Source organism: Hymenobacter volaticus, from assembly GCF_022921055.1.
In the GTDB taxonomy this organism is placed as follows: Bacteria; Bacteroidota; Bacteroidia; order Cytophagales; family Hymenobacteraceae; genus Hymenobacter; species Hymenobacter volaticus.
In genome coordinates this window covers 1-18696 of the sequence record NZ_CP095066.1, presented here as the reverse complement: position 1 = coordinate 18696, position 18696 = coordinate 1, and the positions used below count along the sequence as shown (strand labels likewise).

Genomic DNA, 18696 nt, shown 5'->3' with positions numbered 1-18696 from the left:
CACAACATCTGTGTTGCCGTCATTGGCAGCATGACTTGAATGTCGGCAATCCTTTCTTAGTACGCAACTCAATGGCGGCAACGCAACCCAGCCAACAGTAGGTGGATTGCCGCCATTAGTTCACCGCTACAAGCCCAAATCATCGAGTGGGGAAGTTGGCCGGTTAAGTTGCGCCACATGCGTATAGATTTCTGTGGTTTTGATGCTGCTGTGTCCCAGTAAATCCTGAATCACCCGGATGTCAGTGCCGGCTTCCAGCAGGTGCGTAGCATAGGAATGCCGAAGCATGTGCATAGAAATAGGTCGGCAAATACCGGCGCGAGCAGCGGCTTGCTTGATGACGTGTTGCAAGCTTCGCTCACTGTACGGCTCACCCGGTTGCGCGCCTTCAAACAGAAACGTCACGGGCCGGTACTGCCGAAACTGCTGCCGTAGCAGTTGGAGCAATGTATCGGGTAGAGGTAGGTCACGGTCCTTTTTACCTTTGCCGCCCCGTATATAGAGTACCATGCGGCGCGTGAGTCTATATCCGGCGGCGTGAGGGCGAGTATCTCGCCAAGCCGTAGCCCTAGCCCATACGCCAGCATAAGCATAGCGCGGTGCTTCAGGTTGTCGGTGCCCTGAAGCAGGGCTTTTATTTCCTCCTTTGCCAATAGTTTCGGGTTTTGCAGGGGACGCTTGGGCCTGGGTACTTCGTAGAACTGCCGGGGCTGGCCTTCTACCTGTTCGTAGTAAAACCTGATGGCGTTAATCAACAAGTTTTGGTAGGCTTCGGAGATGCCGCCCGCCACACGCAGGCTCAGGTAATCCAGCACATCCTGCTTCGTTAGCTCAAGGGGCAGGCGCGGCGTGTGGTGGCATTCATTGACCCTCCACCCCGGAACTAATGCTGATTAAAAATACCAAAGCTCAATGTTTATTTTATTTCTCGCCGCCAGTCGTCTGCCGAAATGGAAGCTGATGAGCGATCATAGAGACGAGAATATATTCGTCCCCCGCCATATTGCCAATGCAGTGTTATGCGTTCGTGCTGAATAACCACATAGCATTAAATTGCATCAATTCCCATTAAATATGAATCTCCCTCTCCTGCATTGACTGTAATATTTAGGCTAGACCAAGCTCCTGTAATAGCACTAAAAGCTCGAATCTGATTTTGAACAGGTTGAACAACAGTTATTGTATTTCCCCTTATTAAATAAGTATCACCTTCGCCTGCATTAACAGTTACATTTAGACTAGACCAGGTGCCCGTAAGAGCGCTAAAGGCGCGAAGTTGATTTTGGACAGGTTGTATTACAACACCAACATTAGAAGAAATCAAGTATGTGTCGCCTTCCCCTGCATTAACTGTAACATTTAGGCTAGACCAAGTGCCTGTATTTGCGTTATAAGCCCTTAATTGATTTTGCACCGGCTGAATAATCATAGCAAGATTGGCATCAATCAGGTAAGTATCATTTTCTCCTGAATTAATTGTTACATTGAGGCTAGACCATGTACCAGTAATTGCGCTGAAAGCACGGATTTGATTTTGTACTGGTTGAATTACTAATGCAACGTCTTGATCAATCAAATAAGTATCACCTTCTCCTGTGTTTACAGTAACATTTAAACTAGACCAAGTCCCTGTAATAGCACTGTAAGCCCGAATTTGGTTTTGCACTGGTTGAATAATTAAAACAGTATTTCCTTTAATCAAATAAGTATCACCTTCCCCAGTGTTTACAGTAACGTTCAAGTTTGCCCAGCTACCAGTCAATCCGCTGAAAGCACGAATTTGATTTTGAACTGGCTGAATTACTAAGGCGACATTTGTACCAATAAGATACTGGTCTCCTTCTCCCGAATTTACAGTTACATTTTGGCTTGCCCATGAGCCTGTTTCAGCACTATAGCCTCGTAATTGATTTTGTACGGGTTGCACAATAAGTGCAACTCGTGACACGAAAAATTTTGGATTAATTTCTGACATATTAATTGATTTTTGACTCGGCTTACTCTTTGTCGGGATTTTCGGCTTTCTCCGTTTATTTTTGGTTGGTCAAGATTGATTTTTGCAATCAGTTTCGACTTAGCACTGCCGCCAGGCATTCTGACTAACGTAAAAAAGCGTTATGGATTTCCATTGCTTTCCCGTTAATTTTTTTCCCTCGTTAGCCAAGGACTTTATTCTCCGTGACAAAGTGGGAATGACGCATAACATCTGTGTTGCCGTCATTGGCAGCATGACTTGAATGTCGGCAATCCTTTCTTAGTACGCAACTCAATGGCGGCAACGCAACCCAGCCAACAGTAGGTGGATTGCCGCCATTAGTTCACCGCTACAAGCCCAAATCATCGAGTGGGGAAGTTGGCCGGTTAAGTTGCGCCACATGCGTATAGATTTCTGTGGTTTTGATGCTGCTGTGTCCCAGTAAATCCTGAATCACCCGGATGTCAGTGCCGGCTTCCAGCAGGTGCGTAGCATAGGAATGCCGAAGCATGTGCATAGAAATAGGTCGGCAAATACCGGCGCGAGCAGCGGCTTGCTTGATGACGTGTTGCAAGCTTCGCTCACTGTACGGCTCACCCGGTTGCGCGCCTTCAAACAGAAACGTCACGGGCCGGTACTGCCGAAACTGCTGCCGTAGCAGTTGGAGCAATGTATCGGGTAGAGGTAGGTCACGGTCCTTTTTACCTTTGCCGCCCCGTATATAGAGTACCATGCGGCGCGTGAGTCTATATCCGGCGGCGTGAGGGCGAGTATCTCGCCAAGCCGTAGCCCTAGCCCATACGCCAGCATAAGCATAGCGCGGTGCTTCAGGTTGTCGGTGCCCTGAAGCAGGGCTTTTATTTCCTCCTTTGCCAATAGTTTCGGGTTTTGCAGGGGACGCTTGGGCCTGGGTACTTCGTAGAACTGCCGGGGCTGGCCTTCTACCTGTTCGTAGTAAAACCTGATGGCGTTAATCAACAAGTTTTGGTAGGCTTCGGAGATGCCGCCCGCCACACGCAGGCTCAGGTAATCCAGCACATCCTGCTTCGTTAGCTCAAGGGGCAGGCGCGGCGTGTGGTGCGCAAGAAACTGCTGAAACGCCCCGCGGTAGTTTTTCAGCGTTTGCGGGCTATAGCGTTTCAGGGTGATGCGTTGGCTGAAGCGGGTTAGCGGGACCTCGTACGGAGTGGGGGCGCGGGGAGTGTTGTTGCTTGTTCATCAGTCAAAGGCGGCCACCTGTTACGTACTGGTCGGCACGTGCCGGCCCTTGGCCTCAAGCGTATACGACAGACAGGCCGCCCCGATGATGCGGCGCGCCGAAAGGGGGCTACGCAGGTGGCACAACGAGATGAGGAAGGGCCCTACGGCACCCGAACAGCCAGTTGCTGCCGCTTCTACCAGCAGCGTCAACGGCTTGTACGCTTTACACTAGGTCGTTTGTAAAATGACAATTAACATACGCTATATTTAATATATATGTCTGATAAGGGCCTTTTGCGCCGGAGCCGTTGAGGGCTTACCTTTTGCTACTATGAGCCCCCTCCTTTATGTAATTGCAACCTTACTCCTGTTGGCACTGCTGTGGATCTACCGGACTAGGCGTCGCCATCAGGCCATGCAGGCCAAACAACACCAAGACTTCTTGACTGTGTTTGCCATTCCGGCTATTGCGACCCCGCACTTAACGTTTGGCTCTCACTATGGGTGGGACTCATTTGTCGTGCTATTCCACACCAAAGACGACTGGCAGTATGCGCAGCAACACCATCTCTTCCCGGAGTTCAAGAAGCGCATCGCGTCCTATTATTCCGCGGACTTCGATCCGGACCGGGCCATCTACTTTGGCGTGCAGAATGATGGACAAGTGAGCCCGTTGTAGGCCTGGGTAGCTGACCACGCAGCGTAGTTGCTTTGTTGAAAGGTAGGCCCCTTTGCGTTGACGTCTAAAGCCGACCGTTCAATTAACGTTACGGAGCTATAGCACTGTTTTGACACCCTCAAGGCGAGTGCGCAAGCACTCGATAAATCGTTGATCAGAACTGTGTACCAGGAGATACGAAGAGTCGACGACCTCCAATACATAATCGCAGCAGGCATAGAGTTGCTCCGGCTGCTCGTATCGGTGAAGGGTAGCCGCTTGCGCACTACCTGCTAACACAAGGTTGATGATCTGAGTCGGGGCCTGCGCCAGTTGGTGCACTTGGTGCAGGGTGACGATAATTCCGTTCGGCGATTGGTTGACCTCGTTGTCATACTCTGACAAATCGGAGAGCCCTTCCACTGCCCACGTCTGAGAAGACCACGCTTCAAAGTACAACAGACACCATTGTGTGGTTTCAGGCGCTTGCAGGCAAGGCAAAATATCTTGTAAAGAGACTGTAAGGAATCGGCTGCTGAGGTCGCCGTGAATCTCAACTCCTACCATGAGCTACCCTCCCGGCACTAAAAGAATGTAGCCAAGAATCGGATCTCAAGATAGTTAAAATACCAATTTAAGAAGCAGAAAGAATAAGACCATAAACTGTTAGTTTTCCAAGGCTAGTCCAAGAACAAACTTTATGTTTAGCAACTATTTCAAGATAACCATGGGGCTTTCTGGGCCCCCACTCGGGAGAAAGTCCTGTTTATCTAGACCCAAAGAAGGATCCCTAGCGCGTTTACCTTTTGGGCTACAGTGCGCGTCTCAGGCATCGTTGCGGGCATACTCCAGAACACGGGTTGCGATTTCAACAGGGCTCTTGCGAGCGGCCACGCCACCTTCGACTATCTCCTCGACCATGTACAAGGGCAGGAAATTGATCCAGTGGGCCCCGTGTTTGTGGTAATCTAGCTCCTCGTCCGTTTCTTCCACGCCTAACAGTGCGATATCCGTTTCTAACCCCGGCGCCCCTCGCATGTAGACGGACACATGCTCGGAAGTGGTGTCCACGCCCTGGTCGAGGAAAAAGGCATCGTGGAGACGCGGGTCAGCCAAGTGGATAATAAGGTCTAGCAGGTTCATAAGAAGGCTAAAAAACGGATGAAGATACTTCTTCTGGTTCACCTTAACGGTCGTATAAGTACCGATTATGTAAAGCAGCTTTTCCAGGAACTACTTTTGATTAACTATTAACTACACGTTTAACTTTTATCCTATTCACCTCATTCACCTACCATGCCTGGTTTTAAGGACCAACTTCTTCATCTGGCCCGATTGCTCGGCCTTTCCCCACAGGACTTTGATGCCGTTGGCATTTATGCCTGGCCCGCTGTCCTGCATAAGATCGAAAAGACCTTTGTCCAAAAAACCAACGCCAATACTCACTTCAACTGGTGGTGGGAAAGCTTTCAAAAGCCCCAGTATAGCCTGCGCTTAGAGGAGGGCCGGGCCTATGGATGCTTAGATCAGGTGCTGCCCCCGCACCAGCGGGTCTGGTTTGTGGCCTGCGATTCCGGGCACGATCCAAGCAAGTTCTGGCTCTTTCAAGGCAGCGTCACAGCGATACAGCACCTCTTAGACGAGCACTCTGCGTTCGAGTACTATGTCGTGTCAAAAAAGTATGCGTGGCTGCTCTGCGAAACGCATCACCACTTACTGATTGGGTTAGGAAATGTTATTCCCAAGCTACAGGCCCTGGCGCTGGATCCGCGTAGAGCCGGCTTACTAGAGTAGTTGTTTTGACTTAACGCGTTCTAGAAGTAAAGAGTAGGTTCAATAGAACCAGATGCCTGGAGGTATTCACGCTATTCCTAGCATAGGACATGAGGCTGCTGTTTGCAACGCAAACAGGCTCCTTTCGGCTTCTTAACTCCAGTCAAACCAGACCACTAGCCGCTGGTACTTCCCGGCCTCATCAAGCGTCTTCAGTAAGCTCCAGAGCAAGCCCCAGCCGTAAGTACTTCCATCCAGCACTACATCTGGGTACGCTTGCCAATCAAGGGATGCCATCTCCTCATAGGAGAGAAAAGTAAAGCCCCAAACAGAAGTCGTAGTGGATGCCTCGCGCGCCTCCTGCGCTGTCAGTTCTCCTGGATTAGCGGGTAGCCCCCGGCGATGGGCTAGCGGGACCCATTCGGGGGAGGTGTTGTCCTTCGCTTCCCAAAGACAAGGCGACACTCATCCCCGGTGTTCAGCCCTAAGCTAGCCAAGTTGATACAGGACTGCCAGGCATAGGGCTGCGCTAACAGCTCCTCCTCCAGACGCGATACTTCCAGAAATCCGCAAACGTATATCCCCATGGGCTTTGATCTTGTTCTCATGTCCCCTGTGCGCGAGAAGGCATGGTCTTAATAACGCTTTGAGTTGCTTTCTTGGGCGCCCGTAAGGGGGAAAACAGGGACCTGAAACCAATCGTGCTGCCAGCTTTGCCGGGCCAAGGCTTCCAACTCTTCCCATTGCGCGGGGCTGGCGCGATACTGCAACGCCTCCCACAAGCCTTCGAGTGCGGCCAGGGCAACAATGGTGGGGTTCGTATCCACATCGGTACCAATAATGTCGACGACCACAATGCGGTAGGACTGGGAGCCCGAAAGGCAGTGCAGGGCGTAGGCGAGGCCAGCTAGGGCCCCGTTTTCCCAGTCGTCGTATCGCCCATACTTTGACTCCCACTGCACCTGAATCTGGGTGGGGCCTGCAGTCTCCTCCCAAAGCAATTTCACTCTCGCCGCGCAGCTCAATCCCTGCAGTTGTCGTAAAAACCGGCCTTCTGTTACGTTCATGCTGTGCAGAGAGAAAAGAGCTTAGTTTGAATGGTACTTCTTGGATGACTATATAGGCCTGCGATGTCCGAGAAGTAGTTTTATGTTTAGTAGGCCTTCTTCTAGAAGGTGTGTGAACGAGTAACCAATTGAGGAGGAAAGCACCGGCTGCCTGGAAAAAGCACTTTCTGAAGGTAGGGTACCGGGTTATTCGCCTGCGAGCTGTTGCCCGGCAGCTGGCTGAAATGTCTGGACTTGCGCTTCCCAAGTGACGGACCAGTCGCAGAGTTCTGCCAAGAAGGGCGCGATACTTTCCCCAAAAGCAGTCAGCGAGTACTCGACGCGGGGCGGCACCTGCGCAAAGACTTGCCGGTGCACCAACCCGCTCGCTTCCAGCTGCCGCAGGCTTTGCGCCAGCATCTTGGGCGAGACGCCGCGAATCTGCCGTTGCAGTTCGCTATTGCGCTTGGGACGCTGCATCAAGGCAAGCAGAATCAGCAGCAGCCATTTGCTGGCCAATAGGTTCAACGCTTGATGGACGATGCAACTCGCATCCAGATTAGACTTTGCCTCGAGCCAGCCCTTTAATTTTTGCTGGGCTGCTACTTTTTTTTCTTCGTTTGCGCTCATTGGGCTCATTTGTTACACAAAGGTATCTACTATACTTTTTAGTGCCTACTTTCTTTTAGGTAGTCAACAGCCCACTTTTGGAGCATGATTACTTCTGCTACCCTGCTGGCTCCCGTTAGCCCGCCCCCTTTGGCCCCCTTGGCCCAAACCGCCCAGCGCGTGTTTCAACACCTGATCCAAGGTTTTCAAACCGCCGACTTACCGACCGTCCTGGCCTGCTTTACCGAGGAGGCGATTATCGAGTATCCCTACGCGCCGCAGATGGGAACGGCCGCCCGCTTAGACGGTAAACCCGCCATTCGCCAGTACCTGCAGCATGCTTTGCAAGGCATGCCCCCGCTCGTGTTCAGCCAACTATACCTCGCGCACGACGTAGCGCAGGGTATCCATTGGGCTGAAGTGCATTGTGAAGCGCCTGTCCCGGGTACCGACCGCACGTACCGCCAAGACTACGTAATGCGCTTCGAACTGCGCGGCGAGCAGATCCAGCACTACCGCGAATACTGGAACCAACTCGCCGGCCGGGAAGCTTTCGGCGGGCCGGAGGAAGCCCGCCAAGTCTTTACCCCTACGGCCCCCACGGTTTAACTCCCTGACTATGCGTATTGTCATTGGCGGGGCGGCCGGCAACATTGGGCGCCGCGTTGCCGAACAGGTCCTGCACGCTGGCAGCGAAGCAGTGTTGCTGGTCCGCAACCCAGCCTCGCTGCCGGCGGCGGTCGCTACCCACACGCAGGCCCGGGTCGTCACCTTGGACCTCACCGACCAAGCGGCGGTTGTGGCCGCCTGTCAGGGAGCAGAGGCCCTGTTTTGGCTCGTGCCCCCGCCCCCGTTAACCGCGCCCGATTGGCGGCAGTGGTACCAGGCGGTCGCCGCCGCCGGGGCCGCCGCCGTGCGCATGCACCGGATCCCGCACGTGGTGCTCGTCTCCACCCTGGGCGCGGGCATGGCCCCGGGCCTGGGAACGGTTTCCTACGCGGGTGATCTGGAACAGCAACTCAACGCGACCGGGGCCCACGTAGTGGCGTTGCGTCCGGGCTATTTTATGGAAAACTTCCTGACGCAGGCTACCCGCATCCGCACCCAGGGCGTGGTAGCATACCCCTACGCGGAGGACCATGACCTTCCCTTCATCAGCGTCGTGGATATTGCGGCGGTGGCTGCGCACTACCTGCTGCACTCGCAGTGGGCTGGGCAGTGGACCCGCAACCTGATGGGTCCCACCAATTTAACTTTGCCCACCTGCGCTGCCCTCCTCTCCCAGGCCTGGGGACACCCCGTGCGCTACCAGCGTCAATCGGCCGCTGACTTCCAGCAAAGCGTAGCACAGTGGGGCCTGACGCCCTACGCGCAGCAAGAAATGACGGCCCTCTTTCAAGCCTTAGGCGACCCCCATGGGGCCTATGCGACGCCGCGTACGGCCGAAGCCTACACGCCCACCCGTTTTCAGGAATTTGTAAGCACGCACCTGCTTCCGCTTCTCCAATCCAACTAGGAATAAGTCATTGCCCGCTGCTGGTGCTCGGCCAGCCCGAGCCTGCTTTTGCCTTACTGTAAGGTACTGACTTGGTAGTAGGTAACGTAGAGCAGGCGAGGGGGCAGTTGGGAAAGGAAGACTACCCTAAAGTACACGGCTTGGACCTTTTCTGATTGTCATACTGGAAAGTGTCCACGGGGTACAAGGGCTTTTATTCCTACGCTAGGCCAGGGCATAAAAAAGGGTCTGTTGCCCCAGGCAACAGACCCTTTTAGCTTCGTCGTCGATGCCGCCAAGCTGGGCACCTCGTGGCTAGCCAGCGGTTCGCACCCCTAGGTGCCAGCGCCTGGATAGCGGCAGTAGACGGGTTATTTGCGCAGGATCTTAACGTGGGCCTGGCCCTTGGCTCCGCGCAGGTGCAGGTAGTAGAGGCCTTGGGCCGGCAGCTGCTGCGAGAAGTCGAAGGGCAACGACTGCCCTGCGGCCGAGACCGTGCGCTGGCCCTGGCTCAGGATCGTGCCCAGCGAGGAGACCAGCGTGTAACTGAGCTCACCTTGGAAGGCGGCCGGCAGCTCGACGGTCACGCGGCCATCCGCCGACGGATTGGGGTAGAGCTTCACCTGGGCGCTATAGACCGGCAGCTTGGCCGCCGCAACGGCCGCCAGCGGGCTGCCAGCGGGGCGCGCCGCCGGTAGAGCAGCGCTGCCGCTGAGCACTTCGATGGCCGACACCTTCGGCTGATCCACCCCGGTGGCCCCGGGGCAAAGGCCAGCGAGAGCACGCCGTCCGTGACAGTCACCGAAAAGGATTCGGTGGTGGCCGTCAACGGCCCGACTTTCTGCACGATGTCATAGGCCTTGAGTACGGTCGTGCCCTCGGCGGCCACGTCGAACACACGCTGGCCCGGGGCGTCCCAGTAGAGTTCGGCGAAGTGCAGCTTGACGGTATACGTGCCGTTGGGTACGGGCAGGCTGTAGAGGAAAGAGCCGTAACGCTCACTCTGGTACAAGGCATCATCCTGCGTGCCGGCAATCGGCTGGTCGGTGACAAAGTCGCTGCCCCCGGCGAAGAATTGGTCGGCGGCAAAACGTCCCAACGAGGTGTTCAGCGCGTCCCCGCCGGCCTTGAGGCGTAGCACGGCGGTGGGCGTTGCCTCGAGCACCTCGATGGCCGACACCTTGGGCTGATCTACCCCGCCGGCGCCGGGCGCGAAGGCCAGGATGAGCTGCCCGTCGGTGACGGTAACGGGGAAGGACTCGGTGGTGGCCGTCAGCGGGCCCGCCTTTTTCACAATATCATAGGCGGTAAGCACGGGGCTGCCTTCGGCGGCCACGTTGAAGACGCGTTGCCCGGCACTATTCCAATAGAGCTCAGCGAAGTGGAGCTTGACGGTATACGTACCGTTGGGCACGGGCAGGTTGTAGGTGAAGCTGCCGTAGCGCTCGGTCTGATACAAGGCCTCGTCAGCCGTGCCCGCAATGGGTTGGTCAGTGGCGAAGACGGACCCGCCCGTCGCGTACTGATCGGCCGCGAAGGTACCCATACTCGTGCTGAGTTGCCCGCTGCCGGCCTTGAGGCGAAGTACGGCGGTGGGCGTCGTGGGGGTGGTGCTCGGGCCATACACCTCAATAGCCGAAACTTTGGCGTTGTCGACTCCGCCTGCGCTGGCCAGCGAGCTGAAGTCGAGATTGAGTTCGTCGTCGGCCACGGTCACCGTAAAGCGCTCGGTAGTAGCGGTGTAGGCCCCGACCTTACGGTAGAGGTCGTAGTTGTCGAGCACGGTGTTGCCTTCCAGGGCTACATCGAACACGCGCTGGCCCGCCTGTGTGGCGTAGACCTCGGCAAAGTGGAGCACCACCTGGTACTGCTGGCCCCGGCTGACGGGGAAGGCGTAGCCAAATTGAGTACCGTAGCGCTCGGTTTGGTAGAGGGCATCCTCCGTAGTGCCGGCAATAGGCTGGTCGGTGGCAAAGGTGGTGCCGCCGGTGGCGTATTGGTCAGCGGCGAAAGTGCCGAGCGAGGTGGTAACCTGCTCACCGCCGGCATGGATGCGGTAGCGCGCCGTCGTCGGGGCGGGCGTAGTTTGCTGGTCGTACTGCACGGTCAGTTGGTTGCCCTCGCAGCAGCCCGTGGTGGAATAACCGGAAACCTGAACCTTGCCGCTCGCTGCCACGCGAATGGTTCGCGCCTTATCATCCCAGACGCCCGTCGTGCCATACTTCGCCTCCCACACTTGCTGTCCACTGGCCGAATACTTCACCGTGCCGTAGTCATAGTTGTTGGCGCTGCCCAGACCATTGGGGCCCGGAACCTCGGTGCGGCCCGTCACATACACGTTGCCTGTTTGATCGAGCGTCAGGGCCGTGGCCGCATCGCCCAGCTTGCTGGGGCCGTTGTAGCGGGCCACCCACTGCTGCTGGCCGTTGGCGTCGTACTTGAGCGTGGCGTAGTCACTCGTGCTGAACGCGTTGCCGTTATAGGAGTGACCGGTCACATACACGTTGTCGGCCGCATCCAGAGCCAGGGCCGCGGCCTGGTCGAAGTTGTTGGCCGGCCCATCGTAGCTGGCGGTCCACAGCCGCTGGCCGGTAGCGCTGGCGTACTTAGCCGTATAGTAGTTCTTGCCGGGGTCAGTACCGAATTTGCCGGTGTTGAAGGTCCCAATTACTACCACATTGCCGGCCGCGTCCACCGCCAGGTCCGCGAACTGACTATTCCCCTCGGTGCTACTCGGCGAAAGAGCCGACCACAGTTGTTTGCCGGTCGCCCCGGAATATTTTCTGACAATACCGTCGGACACCGAATTGCCCACTACATACACGTCGCCGGTAGCATTTAAGGCCATGTGAGTCGCGTGATCACCGCTAATGCGTAGATCCGAGGAAGTCCAGAGCAACTGCCCCGTGGCGGAATATTTCACGGTCTGAATGGCATAGCCATCACTTGCGTAGCCCGTAGTGCCGAGTACGTAGACATTGCCGGCCGCGTCGACGGCGATATCGGCGGCCTCTTCATCGGTATTATTGCGGTCATAGCGGGCCACCCAGAGCTGCTCTCCCGTCGGCGAATACTTGATGGTGACGTAGTCGTAGCGCGTGCCGGTCAAATAGCCGCCCGTGTAAATCCAGGCTGTGCCCGTCACGTACACGTTGCCGACGGCATCCACGGCCAAGGCCACCGGCTCGTCCGTGCTGCGGGTAGGCGAGACGCCATTGTAACTTTTTTGCCAGAGCAGCTGCCCGCTCGGCGAGTACTTGCTGGTCAGATAATCGAGAGTAAAATCGTCCACCTTTACGGAGCCGGTGACATACGTGTTGCCGGCGGCATCCACTTCCATGTCGCGTTGATCGGCATATTGCGCACTCGAGCGGGCCAGCCAGGCTTGCGTGACCGGTTGAGGCGGGACGGAGGGGCTACTTGCGCCTGACTGGCAGACCCACACAGGAGCACCCCTGCTGCCAGGGGCAGCAAACGAGTAAACGTTGATTTCATAGGGGTATAAGAGAAAAAAGAGAAAATAAACCGCAGGTGGAGCGGTAGGGTAATACAGGACCAGGCGCCGACCCGCTGATCGCCTCGATGGGGTCGAGAAACAAGGGGATTGGGCCGTGCAAGGTCCACAAAAAGAAGCAATAAAAACAAGGATTAATTATATGATAATGTAATAGTAGAGCAGTTTGACCTCTAAGTCCTTAAGGCTCAGCTAGAGAAGATGTTGGAGCAGGTGCTTAAACGTATTGGCTATGTAGCTTTGCGGCGCTTGCAGAACAGTCTAAGGTCCTGAAAGGATGGCGCTAAGCAAAGCTATTGCTCAAGTAGTATTTTGTGAGTAGTTCACTAGGAGGAGCGAAAAGCAAGGCTGTATACTCTTGATAAGGGCCCCTTATCGAGGGTAAACTCGGAGAGGCCTCTTACTAACTTTGCTGCGGATCTGCTGCGGGCGGTCCAGGCTGTTCAGCCGCCCGCAGCAGCGGATATGTAAAGTAGCCGTAGGCCAAGGCGACGGCATTCGTCAGCAACAGGGTGATCCAACTTTCCAGCGGCCCGAGAACCAGTCCCCAACTCGCCGCGACCAACGCGGCCGTGTGCCAGCCATAGCGCCGTTGACAGTCCGGGGGGAGCTGCGGGTAGCTCAGCCAGAGCAGCGAGACCGTATACAGGGTCAAACCCAGGGGCAGGAGCCAGACGGTAGGGTTGCTATGCAAGACATCGAAGACGCCCAGCGCCACGGTGCCGCTGCCCAGGTAGAGTGGCAAATGCCCCATCGCGTAGCGTAGCCCGCTCTCATGCTCTTTCTGGTCGAGCAGCTGGCTATAGTGCTGGTAGTACCACCACCACAAGCCCACGCCTAACACAAAGCCATTGGCCGACGTGAGCAAAGCCGGGGCCTGCCACAACAGGTCGCCTAAGTCGCGGGGCAGCACTTCCACATTCTGGCTCACCACAATCATGGTGAACTCGCGCAGCCGGTTGGTGAAGTGATCCTGGGTGACGGGCAACTCCTTGAGTTGGCGCTGAAGCAAGCGCGGCGTGAGAAAGTCAATGAGCAGTCCGCCCAGCTTCCACCACAGCCCATAGGCAGGCCACAGCCCGCCGATCACCCAGCCCAGCCAGCCCAGCGAGTAGCCCGTCAGCAAGCCCCGCGCTAAGGGCCGGGCCTCCTTATCGGTCCAGCACGTATAGGCATAGAGCACGAGCAGCAACCCGCGGGCCGCCACGTAGGCCCACGTGAAGCCGGCGACTTGGCCTTCCCGTGTCTGGGGCGCCGTCACCGCGAGCAGCACCAGCGCCACCATGCTCAGCAGCAGGCCCCCTGCTGCCAGCGCGAGTTGCGGTCGAAGCGGTCGAAGTACAGCGAGAAGCCGTTCCACAGCCACCAGGAGGGTACAAACACGGCGCAATAGTGGCCGTAGTCGGCTAGCGTGACGGTCTTCGTGAACATGGTCGTGAGCTGGCCGATGAGCACGCCGGCCACCAAGTCGTAAAAGGGCTCGAGCCAGCGGTCGACTGGGGTCTGGCCCCGCTCATCCTCAGGGGCGTCCGCCGTAGGCTTCAGGTCGTGGGCACGTGGATCAGCCATCGGCAGGTGAATTAGTGGTGAAGCTCTTGCCCTGGAGGCGGGGCTAGCCCCTAATTGCTGCCACGTAAGCCGGAAAACGGCGAAGGGGGCGATTCGGTTAGCCCATACCACCGGGAAACCGAAATTGACTTACAATTTTTCTTATGCTTCTGCCTACCACCGTATGGCCTTTGAGACGGTATCTCCGGAGAAATTCATGTATTTAAACGGCTACTTGCCCGTCGCTCCAGTTAACTTCACGACGGCCTCCTTCAGCGGGAGCGAGGGCGCCTTGTTGCAACTGGTCCTGACACCGGTCGACAGTCAAAACAGCCGGAGCATGCCAACCGGCAGTAGGGCCGGAATGACAGCGCCATCGTGTTTTTCGGGGCCAACTGATTCTAAGACTAGATACTAATCCACCCGTCTACCCTCGTTCCCACCACTTCTGTGCCGGGGCACGACGCGCCGTCGTTGCTAGGGACGCCCACTGGAAGCACGGGCGGCTAGCCATCGCTCCGTAGCAATCCAGCTCGGGCCTTCTTGCGTACCTATCTTCCCGGCCCACCAGATCATCGCGTATGCTGCTTTTTTCGTTGCCCGATGCCGATGGGAGTCAATGCACGCTCACGTACGAAGAGCGAAATGGCTGGCTGCGCTCAGTCTGGAGCGGGTACGTCGATCCACTCGAAGCCATGCGCGGGGCCGAACAGTTCTTGCGCAATGTGCCACCGCTTCGCTGCCCGTACCTGCTCAACGACAACCTGGCCTTGCGCGGCCCCTGGTTCGACTCGGGGAGTGGCTGCAACGGGCGTGGGTGCCGCAGGCCTTCCGTCTAGGACTGCGCTGTATTGCCCACGTCGTGCAACCCGACACGCGCACCGATAGCCTGACGCTATGCTTCCCCAGCTCAGTCGTCGAGCCACTGGAACTACACGTCTTCCACCACGTGGCGGAAGCCGAGCAGTGGCTGCGCAGCCGGCAGCGCGCGACCGAGTCTTCCTAGGGAAAGATTTTTGCGGGGCGCACGGCGGCCTCCTGCTATCTAAGTCAGGTGACGGTTAGGAGCGGGTTATCCCCCGGCGCAAGCTGTTTAAGCAGGGGCCTGGAATGGAAGGGTTGATCACGAAAGAGAATACTTCGGCTGTGCCCGAGGGTGATATTTTCTCCCGTAGGGCCCAAAAGGGAGCACCGCTTACTAGGGGGGTGGCGGCGGGCCGGGCCCCTGTTTTGCAGTTAAAGCGCAAAAAAAAGCCCTGTTCACGGAACAAGGTTTTTCCAGTTGCATTGTATTCTTCGCTAGCGTAAACCGCTATCGCCCGGCCTTGTTGGGGAGGGGCCGCCAAGCGAGGAAAAGGGCCAGCCCACCGTGGAGCCGTTACTTGAGGGCGGCGGTTCGCCGTTTTGCGGCTTCCCTCCCCACAAACACCCCTACGCCCGCTAGGAGAACTAACGGGCATGGTCGACGGCCAAGCCGGCATGGTTAGTTCAACACGGCGGTGTGGGCTTTCAAAATCTGGCGGGCGACGGCTAGGTTGGTGTCGCGCGCATTAACGGCCAGAGAGATGAATTTATCCTCTTTCGTGGAAAACTCAATGACGTGCGTTGGTCGGTTAAGGTCCCGGATTCGACTTAAAGGCATCGTATCGCCTGCCGCAGGAGCACAGTTCGGCCGCGGAATTGGTGACAATGGATTGCCCAGCTACCCTATCTGACCTGCCGCGGTGGGCGGCAGTGCGCAACGTAGCCTAGCAATTAGGCCTCAGCCACCGGGTAGATCTGCGGCCGCTGTATAATACGGCCGCTCCCTTTCTCTTCTACGGGGCTCTCAATGTGCTGCTTGCTACTGTCATCCTCCAGAACGCTACTTGTCTGTCCGTCTTTAGTGCGGTGATTTCAGGCGGTCCCCAGAGTTGCGCGAAAACAGATAAGGCGGCCGACTTGCTTATTCAGCACCCTACGGCATTGCTTTTCCCGTCGTATAGCGCTGAGCTGAGGCTTGCACCTGGGAAATAGACACGGGCGCGTCGGTCGGCAGGTCCAAATCAGCGACTTTCCCTGTTTAACAACCCGTATCGATAAGCAGTACACAAACCTTGCGGCATTGTACAGGCCGGGGTGGTTTGCGTCGAACGTTCATCCAGTTCCAGAAGATATTCTCACTGGAAATTATCTGGCAATTGTGCCGTCAAGAAGTGGGCGCTACGTACGCCTAATGGGCTTAGCGGCGCCGCACATGAATGCGCACTTGCTCGCCCTCTTCGCTGGTGGTCGACAGTACCTCAATCCGGTCGGCCTCGTCGAAATACGTGGCCAGACCGCGTACAATGCCTACCGCCAAGCCGCTCATACGCCGTTTCGAGATGTAGTCAATAAACAGTTCATTTTTATTTAAGCGTTGCACCTCCAATACGGGGGGCCGGTTCTCGGCATGTTCACTGCGCACCTGTTTATGCATCGTCCTTTCCGTGTTCTCGATCATGTCGAGCGTTTTCCACTCGGGCCGTAGGTGCTTCTGATACATGAACATCAGATCGGGGACGAGGTACTCGCCAAATTTCTCGTGCAGTTCACCAGCCGGAATTCCGGTCATCTGAGCCGCCTGGCCCACGAGGTCATAGATATGCTGGTCCGGGTAGACGGTTTTATGATCAAATTCAAGCGTTTCCAACCCGGCATTCTGCATCAGCTTAAGCCAGGTGCTATGGTCATACTGCGTTTGCACGTAGCGTCTTAGCAACATGAAAATATGGCCGTGCATCGGGTATAGGGATGAAGTAACTAGAAAACGATTGGTACGGGCGAAAGTAGTCTGGACGGGAAGTTGGAGTTAACTCTTACCTACCCCCCGCCCGGCTCCTTCGTAATGATGCCCGTTTCATGGTTCAGCTTACTAGGCTGCCAAGTTGCTAAAGTACAATACTTAAATTAAAGTATTGTTTCACCGCACCACACTGGTGCAGCTATCAGTCCCTGCTCGGTGACTAGGGCGTATTTTGGCCTAGTACAGCTAGCAGCAGCAGAGCCCTCGTGTCACTAAGAGTGACTCGACTCCCGTGCCGCCGCAGATATAGTATCTATGCCTGAATCAATATAAATCTTATGATTTGCAATATTTTTGTTGAAACAAGCCTCTTGATTTATAGAACAGCACTATATCTTTAACTATTATTAGATAGCCGCATGTCAAATTTTATGAGATTCTCTTTCTCGCTGCTCTTGTTACCTCGTATTTCTTGCGGGCTTTCGCTATTATTTTTGAGTACAGCCTGCGTTAGTATTCATGAAAACGCGCGCTCGGTTTCAGAGAGCACACCGGAAAACACATTGGTATTAAGGAGTTTTCGAGTAGTGCAGGAAGAAGCTATTCAACGGGTGCAATGGGAAACGCATGATGAGTTAGCTTGTGACTACTTTATTGTAGAGCGGCGGCTTGGACAAACCTCCTTCCGGGCACTTGTACAGGTGCCGGGTGACGCAATGACCGTTACCCCTCGCCAGCACGAGTTTGTAGACTCTACGTCGATTCAAGGACCAGCCCAATATCGGTTACGGCAAGTCGATTTAGACGGTCTAGTACATGTGGGGCCAATAATGGAAGTAAAGCGAACCCATCCTCTTGTTGCCACGCGCTAGCGTGATTGTCGTTACTTCCAACAAGTACTTCAGTTGACCACCACTATTGCCTAGTTAACAGAGCTTCGCTAGGCGCTCGTACAGCAGGCACCGTTAGCTTTAAGGATTTGTGCGGTAGGCAAAGATCTTCAATGACAGCGTTCACGACCTTATACAAGTTTATGCAATTGCCACTGCTTGGTTCTTTACTTGGACGCCTGCGTATAGTTGGTTTTTTAGAAGGTCTTTCGTTCCTGCTATTGCTTGGGGTGGCGATGCCTCTGAAGTACTTTGTAGGGGTGCCACAAGTCGTTCGGATTCTGGGTATGGCCCATGGTCTTCTATTTGTGGTATATGTAGTACTAGTTATTCAGGCTAGCTTGAAGTTCAACTGGTCTCTTCAGAAAGGTTTTGGGGCCTTGGTAGTGGCACTGTTGCCTTTCGGTCCCTTTTGGGCCGATAAAAACTTGTTTCGCTAACTGCCAACGAAGTAGACCTTCCAACTTACCAAAGGATAACAAAAACACTCCTTGCTCTTTATCTTACCGCTAGGGTATTATAAATAGGAGGTCGGTAAGTGAGGGCAAAGAAGCTGATTTGAGCAGCTTTCCCTACTGCCAGTTTGTTGATTAGGGTTTACTGCAATAAGCTGTTACACCGCTAAATTGTCTTAGCAGGCCCGTACTCGGCTTGCTGGTGATTTGCAAAGTAAATTCATTGGTGCCCCGACACGTCTAGGAAAGACTGGGCAAGCTTATACAGCGGCTTTGCCTATTACCCTTAATGCGTAAAGTCCTGCTGGGGTTTTAAGATGGGGTAATTAGCAAAATCACAACATCAGTGCACTTGGAAGATCGTTCCTAACTGCCGCAGCTAGAGGCAACATTTACAAAGCTGCTTTCTGTACTCTATAGGCTGCAGCCGTAGCATCTTTTCTTTTACAGCAGTCTGACGATTATAGATCTAGTGCTATAGATAGCGCTGTATAGCATATCTGCTGAAGTAGCTGCTCTACTTGACTCAAAGTAATTTCTTTCTTAAGTAGTTGAATAGTTCAAGCTAACAAGATAGACTCTTAAGCAGCCGTCAACAGAGTCCTCTAAGTGCAAAGAGCTAGAAGTTGATCGGCAATAGCTAAGCTATGCCTGGTTCAACAGCTAAGAAACTATTGGTCGTTTAATTATATTTTATTCATTTAAAATAACAATTACTGATATTGTATAATTCTACAATTGGGATGGGGATTCAAATTATAGAAAATCA

General features: G+C 55.0%; 23 protein-coding genes and 1 pseudogene. 6 read left to right on the top strand and 18 right to left on the bottom strand.

The genetic code is table 11. From position 1 onward, the window contains the following. Positions 1 to 126 precede the first annotated feature (126 nt). The 7 genes and pseudogenes from MUN86_RS31510 to MUN86_RS28135 form a co-directional block, all read right to left on the bottom strand. Positions 127 to 510: a tyrosine-type recombinase/integrase gene (locus MUN86_RS31510; protein ID WP_375379526.1), complete on the bottom strand. Its 384-nt coding sequence runs from the start codon at positions 508 to 510 to the stop codon at positions 127 to 129. Next, complete coding sequence (locus MUN86_RS31505) at positions 402 to 815, bottom strand: tyrosine-type recombinase/integrase (RefSeq protein ID WP_280640690.1); 414 nt, start codon at positions 813 to 815, stop codon at positions 402 to 404. Before MUN86_RS31505 ends, MUN86_RS31510 begins: the two co-directional genes overlap by 109 nt. Positions 816 to 1048: 233 nt before the next feature. Beyond that, a complete protein-coding gene (locus tag MUN86_RS28145) occupies positions 1049 to 1975 on the bottom strand; it encodes a hypothetical protein (RefSeq protein WP_245127304.1) in 927 nt (308 codons plus the stop codon). A gap of 349 nt (positions 1976 to 2324) precedes the next feature. Continuing rightward, a complete protein-coding gene (locus tag MUN86_RS31500) occupies positions 2325 to 2708 on the bottom strand; it encodes a tyrosine-type recombinase/integrase (RefSeq protein WP_375379526.1) in 384 nt (127 codons plus the stop codon). Continuing rightward, positions 2600 to 2851, bottom strand: coding sequence for a tyrosine-type recombinase/integrase (locus MUN86_RS31495; RefSeq protein WP_280640698.1), 252 nt, complete (start codon positions 2849 to 2851; stop codon positions 2600 to 2602). Before MUN86_RS31495 ends, MUN86_RS31500 begins: the two co-directional genes overlap by 109 nt. A 66-nt stretch (positions 2852 to 2917) precedes the next feature. After that, a pseudogene (locus MUN86_RS31490) lies at positions 2918 to 3130 on the bottom strand (phage integrase N-terminal SAM-like domain-containing protein); the annotation flags it as partial. Positions 3131 to 3214: 84 nt separating this feature from the next. Next, positions 3215 to 3385: a hypothetical protein gene (locus MUN86_RS28135; RefSeq protein ID WP_245127302.1), complete on the bottom strand. Its 171-nt coding sequence runs from the start codon at positions 3383 to 3385 to the stop codon at positions 3215 to 3217. Positions 3386 to 3506: 121 nt separating this feature from the next. On the opposite strand from MUN86_RS28135, the gene MUN86_RS28130 reads away from it, so the two are divergent. Beyond that, a complete protein-coding gene (locus tag MUN86_RS28130; RefSeq protein WP_245127300.1) occupies positions 3507 to 3854 on the top strand; it encodes a hypothetical protein in 348 nt (115 codons plus the stop codon). Positions 3855 to 3950: 96 nt separating this feature from the next. On the opposite strand, the gene MUN86_RS28125 is transcribed toward MUN86_RS28130, so the two are convergent. Continuing rightward, the gene (locus MUN86_RS28125; RefSeq protein WP_245127299.1) at positions 3951 to 4334 is read right to left on the bottom strand and encodes a hypothetical protein; all 384 of its coding nucleotides are present in this window, start codon (positions 4332 to 4334) and stop codon (positions 3951 to 3953) included. 324 nt (positions 4335 to 4658) lie between these two features. Then, positions 4659 to 4976: a hypothetical protein gene (locus MUN86_RS28120; protein ID WP_245127297.1), complete on the bottom strand. Its 318-nt coding sequence runs from the start codon at positions 4974 to 4976 to the stop codon at positions 4659 to 4661. Positions 4977 to 5129: 153 nt separating this feature from the next. Here MUN86_RS28120 and MUN86_RS28115 point away from each other — a divergent pair, with 153 nt between their 5' ends. Continuing rightward, positions 5130 to 5627, top strand: a complete 498-nt coding sequence (locus tag MUN86_RS28115; RefSeq protein ID WP_245127296.1) for a DUF6756 family protein — start codon at positions 5130 to 5132, stop codon at positions 5625 to 5627. Positions 5628 to 5759: 132 nt separating this feature from the next. Here the strand turns inward: MUN86_RS28115 and MUN86_RS28110 are convergent, their stop codons facing one another. The 3 genes from MUN86_RS28110 to MUN86_RS28100 form a co-directional block, all read right to left on the bottom strand. Next, positions 5760 to 6071 (bottom strand): hypothetical protein, encoded by a 312-nt coding sequence (locus tag MUN86_RS28110; protein WP_245127295.1) that lies wholly within the window; start codon positions 6069 to 6071, stop codon positions 5760 to 5762. 170 nt (positions 6072 to 6241) lie between these two features. Further along, positions 6242 to 6673, bottom strand: coding sequence for a hypothetical protein (locus MUN86_RS28105; RefSeq protein ID WP_245127294.1), 432 nt, complete (start codon positions 6671 to 6673; stop codon positions 6242 to 6244). 186 nt (positions 6674 to 6859) lie between these two features. Further along, positions 6860 to 7282 carry a winged helix-turn-helix transcriptional regulator gene (locus MUN86_RS28100; protein ID WP_245127293.1) on the bottom strand — a complete coding sequence of 141 codons (423 nt, stop codon included), beginning with the start codon at positions 7280 to 7282 and terminating at the stop codon, positions 6860 to 6862. 84 nt (positions 7283 to 7366) lie between these two features. Between MUN86_RS28100 and MUN86_RS28095 the strand changes: the two genes are divergently transcribed. Continuing rightward, positions 7367 to 7870 (top strand): nuclear transport factor 2 family protein, encoded by a 504-nt coding sequence (locus MUN86_RS28095; protein WP_245127292.1) that lies wholly within the window; start codon positions 7367 to 7369, stop codon positions 7868 to 7870. Between the two features lie 10 nt (positions 7871 to 7880). Further along, the gene (locus MUN86_RS28090) at positions 7881 to 8777 is read left to right on the top strand and encodes an NmrA family NAD(P)-binding protein (protein ID WP_245127291.1); all 897 of its coding nucleotides are present in this window, start codon (positions 7881 to 7883) and stop codon (positions 8775 to 8777) included. Between the two features lie 350 nt (positions 8778 to 9127). On the opposite strand, the gene MUN86_RS32560 is transcribed toward MUN86_RS28090, so the two are convergent. From MUN86_RS32560 to MUN86_RS31485, 4 genes are all read right to left on the bottom strand, one after another. Then, on the bottom strand, positions 9128 to 9343 hold the full coding sequence (locus MUN86_RS32560; protein WP_375379529.1) for a hypothetical protein: 216 nt from the start codon (positions 9341 to 9343) through the stop codon (positions 9128 to 9130). A gap of 32 nt (positions 9344 to 9375) precedes the next feature. After that, positions 9376 to 12201, bottom strand: a complete 2826-nt coding sequence (locus MUN86_RS28080) for a malectin domain-containing carbohydrate-binding protein (RefSeq protein ID WP_245127288.1) — start codon at positions 12199 to 12201, stop codon at positions 9376 to 9378. Positions 12202 to 12673: 472 nt separating this feature from the next. Further along, positions 12674 to 13555 carry a low temperature requirement protein A gene (locus tag MUN86_RS28075; RefSeq protein ID WP_280640688.1) on the bottom strand — a complete coding sequence of 294 codons (882 nt, stop codon included), beginning with the start codon at positions 13553 to 13555 and terminating at the stop codon, positions 12674 to 12676. Positions 13556 to 13557: 2 nt separating this feature from the next. Further along, complete coding sequence (locus MUN86_RS31485; RefSeq protein ID WP_280640687.1) at positions 13558 to 13839, bottom strand: low temperature requirement protein A; 282 nt, start codon at positions 13837 to 13839, stop codon at positions 13558 to 13560. 560 nt (positions 13840 to 14399) lie between these two features. On the opposite strand from MUN86_RS31485, the gene MUN86_RS28070 reads away from it, so the two are divergent. Continuing rightward, on the top strand, positions 14400 to 14657 hold the full coding sequence (locus tag MUN86_RS28070; RefSeq protein WP_245127287.1) for a hypothetical protein: 258 nt from the start codon (positions 14400 to 14402) through the stop codon (positions 14655 to 14657). Positions 14658 to 15301: 644 nt separating this feature from the next. On the opposite strand, the gene MUN86_RS28065 is transcribed toward MUN86_RS28070, so the two are convergent. Both MUN86_RS28065 and MUN86_RS28060 read right to left on the bottom strand, forming a co-directional pair. Further along, positions 15302 to 15460, bottom strand: a complete 159-nt coding sequence (locus MUN86_RS28065; RefSeq protein WP_245127285.1) for a hypothetical protein — start codon at positions 15458 to 15460, stop codon at positions 15302 to 15304. Between the two features lie 579 nt (positions 15461 to 16039). Beyond that, positions 16040 to 16579 carry a heme NO-binding domain-containing protein gene (locus MUN86_RS28060; RefSeq protein WP_245127284.1) on the bottom strand — a complete coding sequence of 180 codons (540 nt, stop codon included), beginning with the start codon at positions 16577 to 16579 and terminating at the stop codon, positions 16040 to 16042. A gap of 1036 nt (positions 16580 to 17615) precedes the next feature. Here MUN86_RS28060 and MUN86_RS28055 point away from each other — a divergent pair. Next, entirely contained in the window at positions 17616 to 17912 is a 297-nt protein-coding gene (locus MUN86_RS28055) for a DUF3817 domain-containing protein (protein ID WP_245127282.1), read from the top strand. Positions 17913 to 18696: the final 784 nt, after the last annotated feature.

Excerpts from the sequence above, each read along its gene's own strand:
- MUN86_RS28105 (WP_245127294.1), bottom strand. The coding sequence starts at position 6,673 with ATGAACGTAACAGAAGGCCGGTTTTTACGACAACTGCAGGGATTGAGC.
- MUN86_RS28060 (WP_245127284.1), bottom strand. The coding sequence starts at position 16,579 with ATGCACGGCCATATTTTCATGTTGCTAAGACGCTACGTGCAAACGCAG.
- MUN86_RS28075 (WP_280640688.1), bottom strand. The coding sequence starts at position 13,555 with ATGGTGGCGCTGGTGCTGCTCGCGGTGACGGCGCCCCAGACACGGGAA.
- MUN86_RS31485 (WP_280640687.1), bottom strand. The coding sequence starts at position 13,839 with ATGGCTGATCCACGTGCCCACGACCTGAAGCCTACGGCGGACGCCCCT.
- MUN86_RS28100 (WP_245127293.1), bottom strand. The coding sequence starts at position 7,282 with ATGAGCGCAAACGAAGAAAAAAAAGTAGCAGCCCAGCAAAAATTAAAG.
- MUN86_RS28070 (WP_245127287.1), top strand. The coding sequence starts at position 14,400 with ATGCTGCTTTTTTCGTTGCCCGATGCCGATGGGAGTCAATGCACGCTC.
- MUN86_RS31500 (WP_375379526.1), bottom strand. The coding sequence starts at position 2,708 with ATGGTACTCTATATACGGGGCGGCAAAGGTAAAAAGGACCGTGACCTA.
- MUN86_RS28090 (WP_245127291.1), top strand. The coding sequence starts at position 7,881 with ATGCGTATTGTCATTGGCGGGGCGGCCGGCAACATTGGGCGCCGCGTT.
- MUN86_RS31510 (WP_375379526.1), bottom strand. The coding sequence starts at position 510 with ATGGTACTCTATATACGGGGCGGCAAAGGTAAAAAGGACCGTGACCTA.
- MUN86_RS28065 (WP_245127285.1), bottom strand. The coding sequence starts at position 15,460 with ATGCCTTTAAGTCGAATCCGGGACCTTAACCGACCAACGCACGTCATT.
- MUN86_RS28055 (WP_245127282.1), top strand. The coding sequence starts at position 17,616 with ATGCAATTGCCACTGCTTGGTTCTTTACTTGGACGCCTGCGTATAGTT.
- MUN86_RS28120 (WP_245127297.1), bottom strand. The coding sequence starts at position 4,976 with ATGAACCTGCTAGACCTTATTATCCACTTGGCTGACCCGCGTCTCCAC.
- MUN86_RS28130 (WP_245127300.1), top strand. The coding sequence starts at position 3,507 with ATGAGCCCCCTCCTTTATGTAATTGCAACCTTACTCCTGTTGGCACTG.
- MUN86_RS28145 (WP_245127304.1), bottom strand. The coding sequence starts at position 1,975 with ATGTCAGAAATTAATCCAAAATTTTTCGTGTCACGAGTTGCACTTATT.
- MUN86_RS28095 (WP_245127292.1), top strand. The coding sequence starts at position 7,367 with ATGATTACTTCTGCTACCCTGCTGGCTCCCGTTAGCCCGCCCCCTTTG.
- MUN86_RS28115 (WP_245127296.1), top strand. The coding sequence starts at position 5,130 with ATGCCTGGTTTTAAGGACCAACTTCTTCATCTGGCCCGATTGCTCGGC.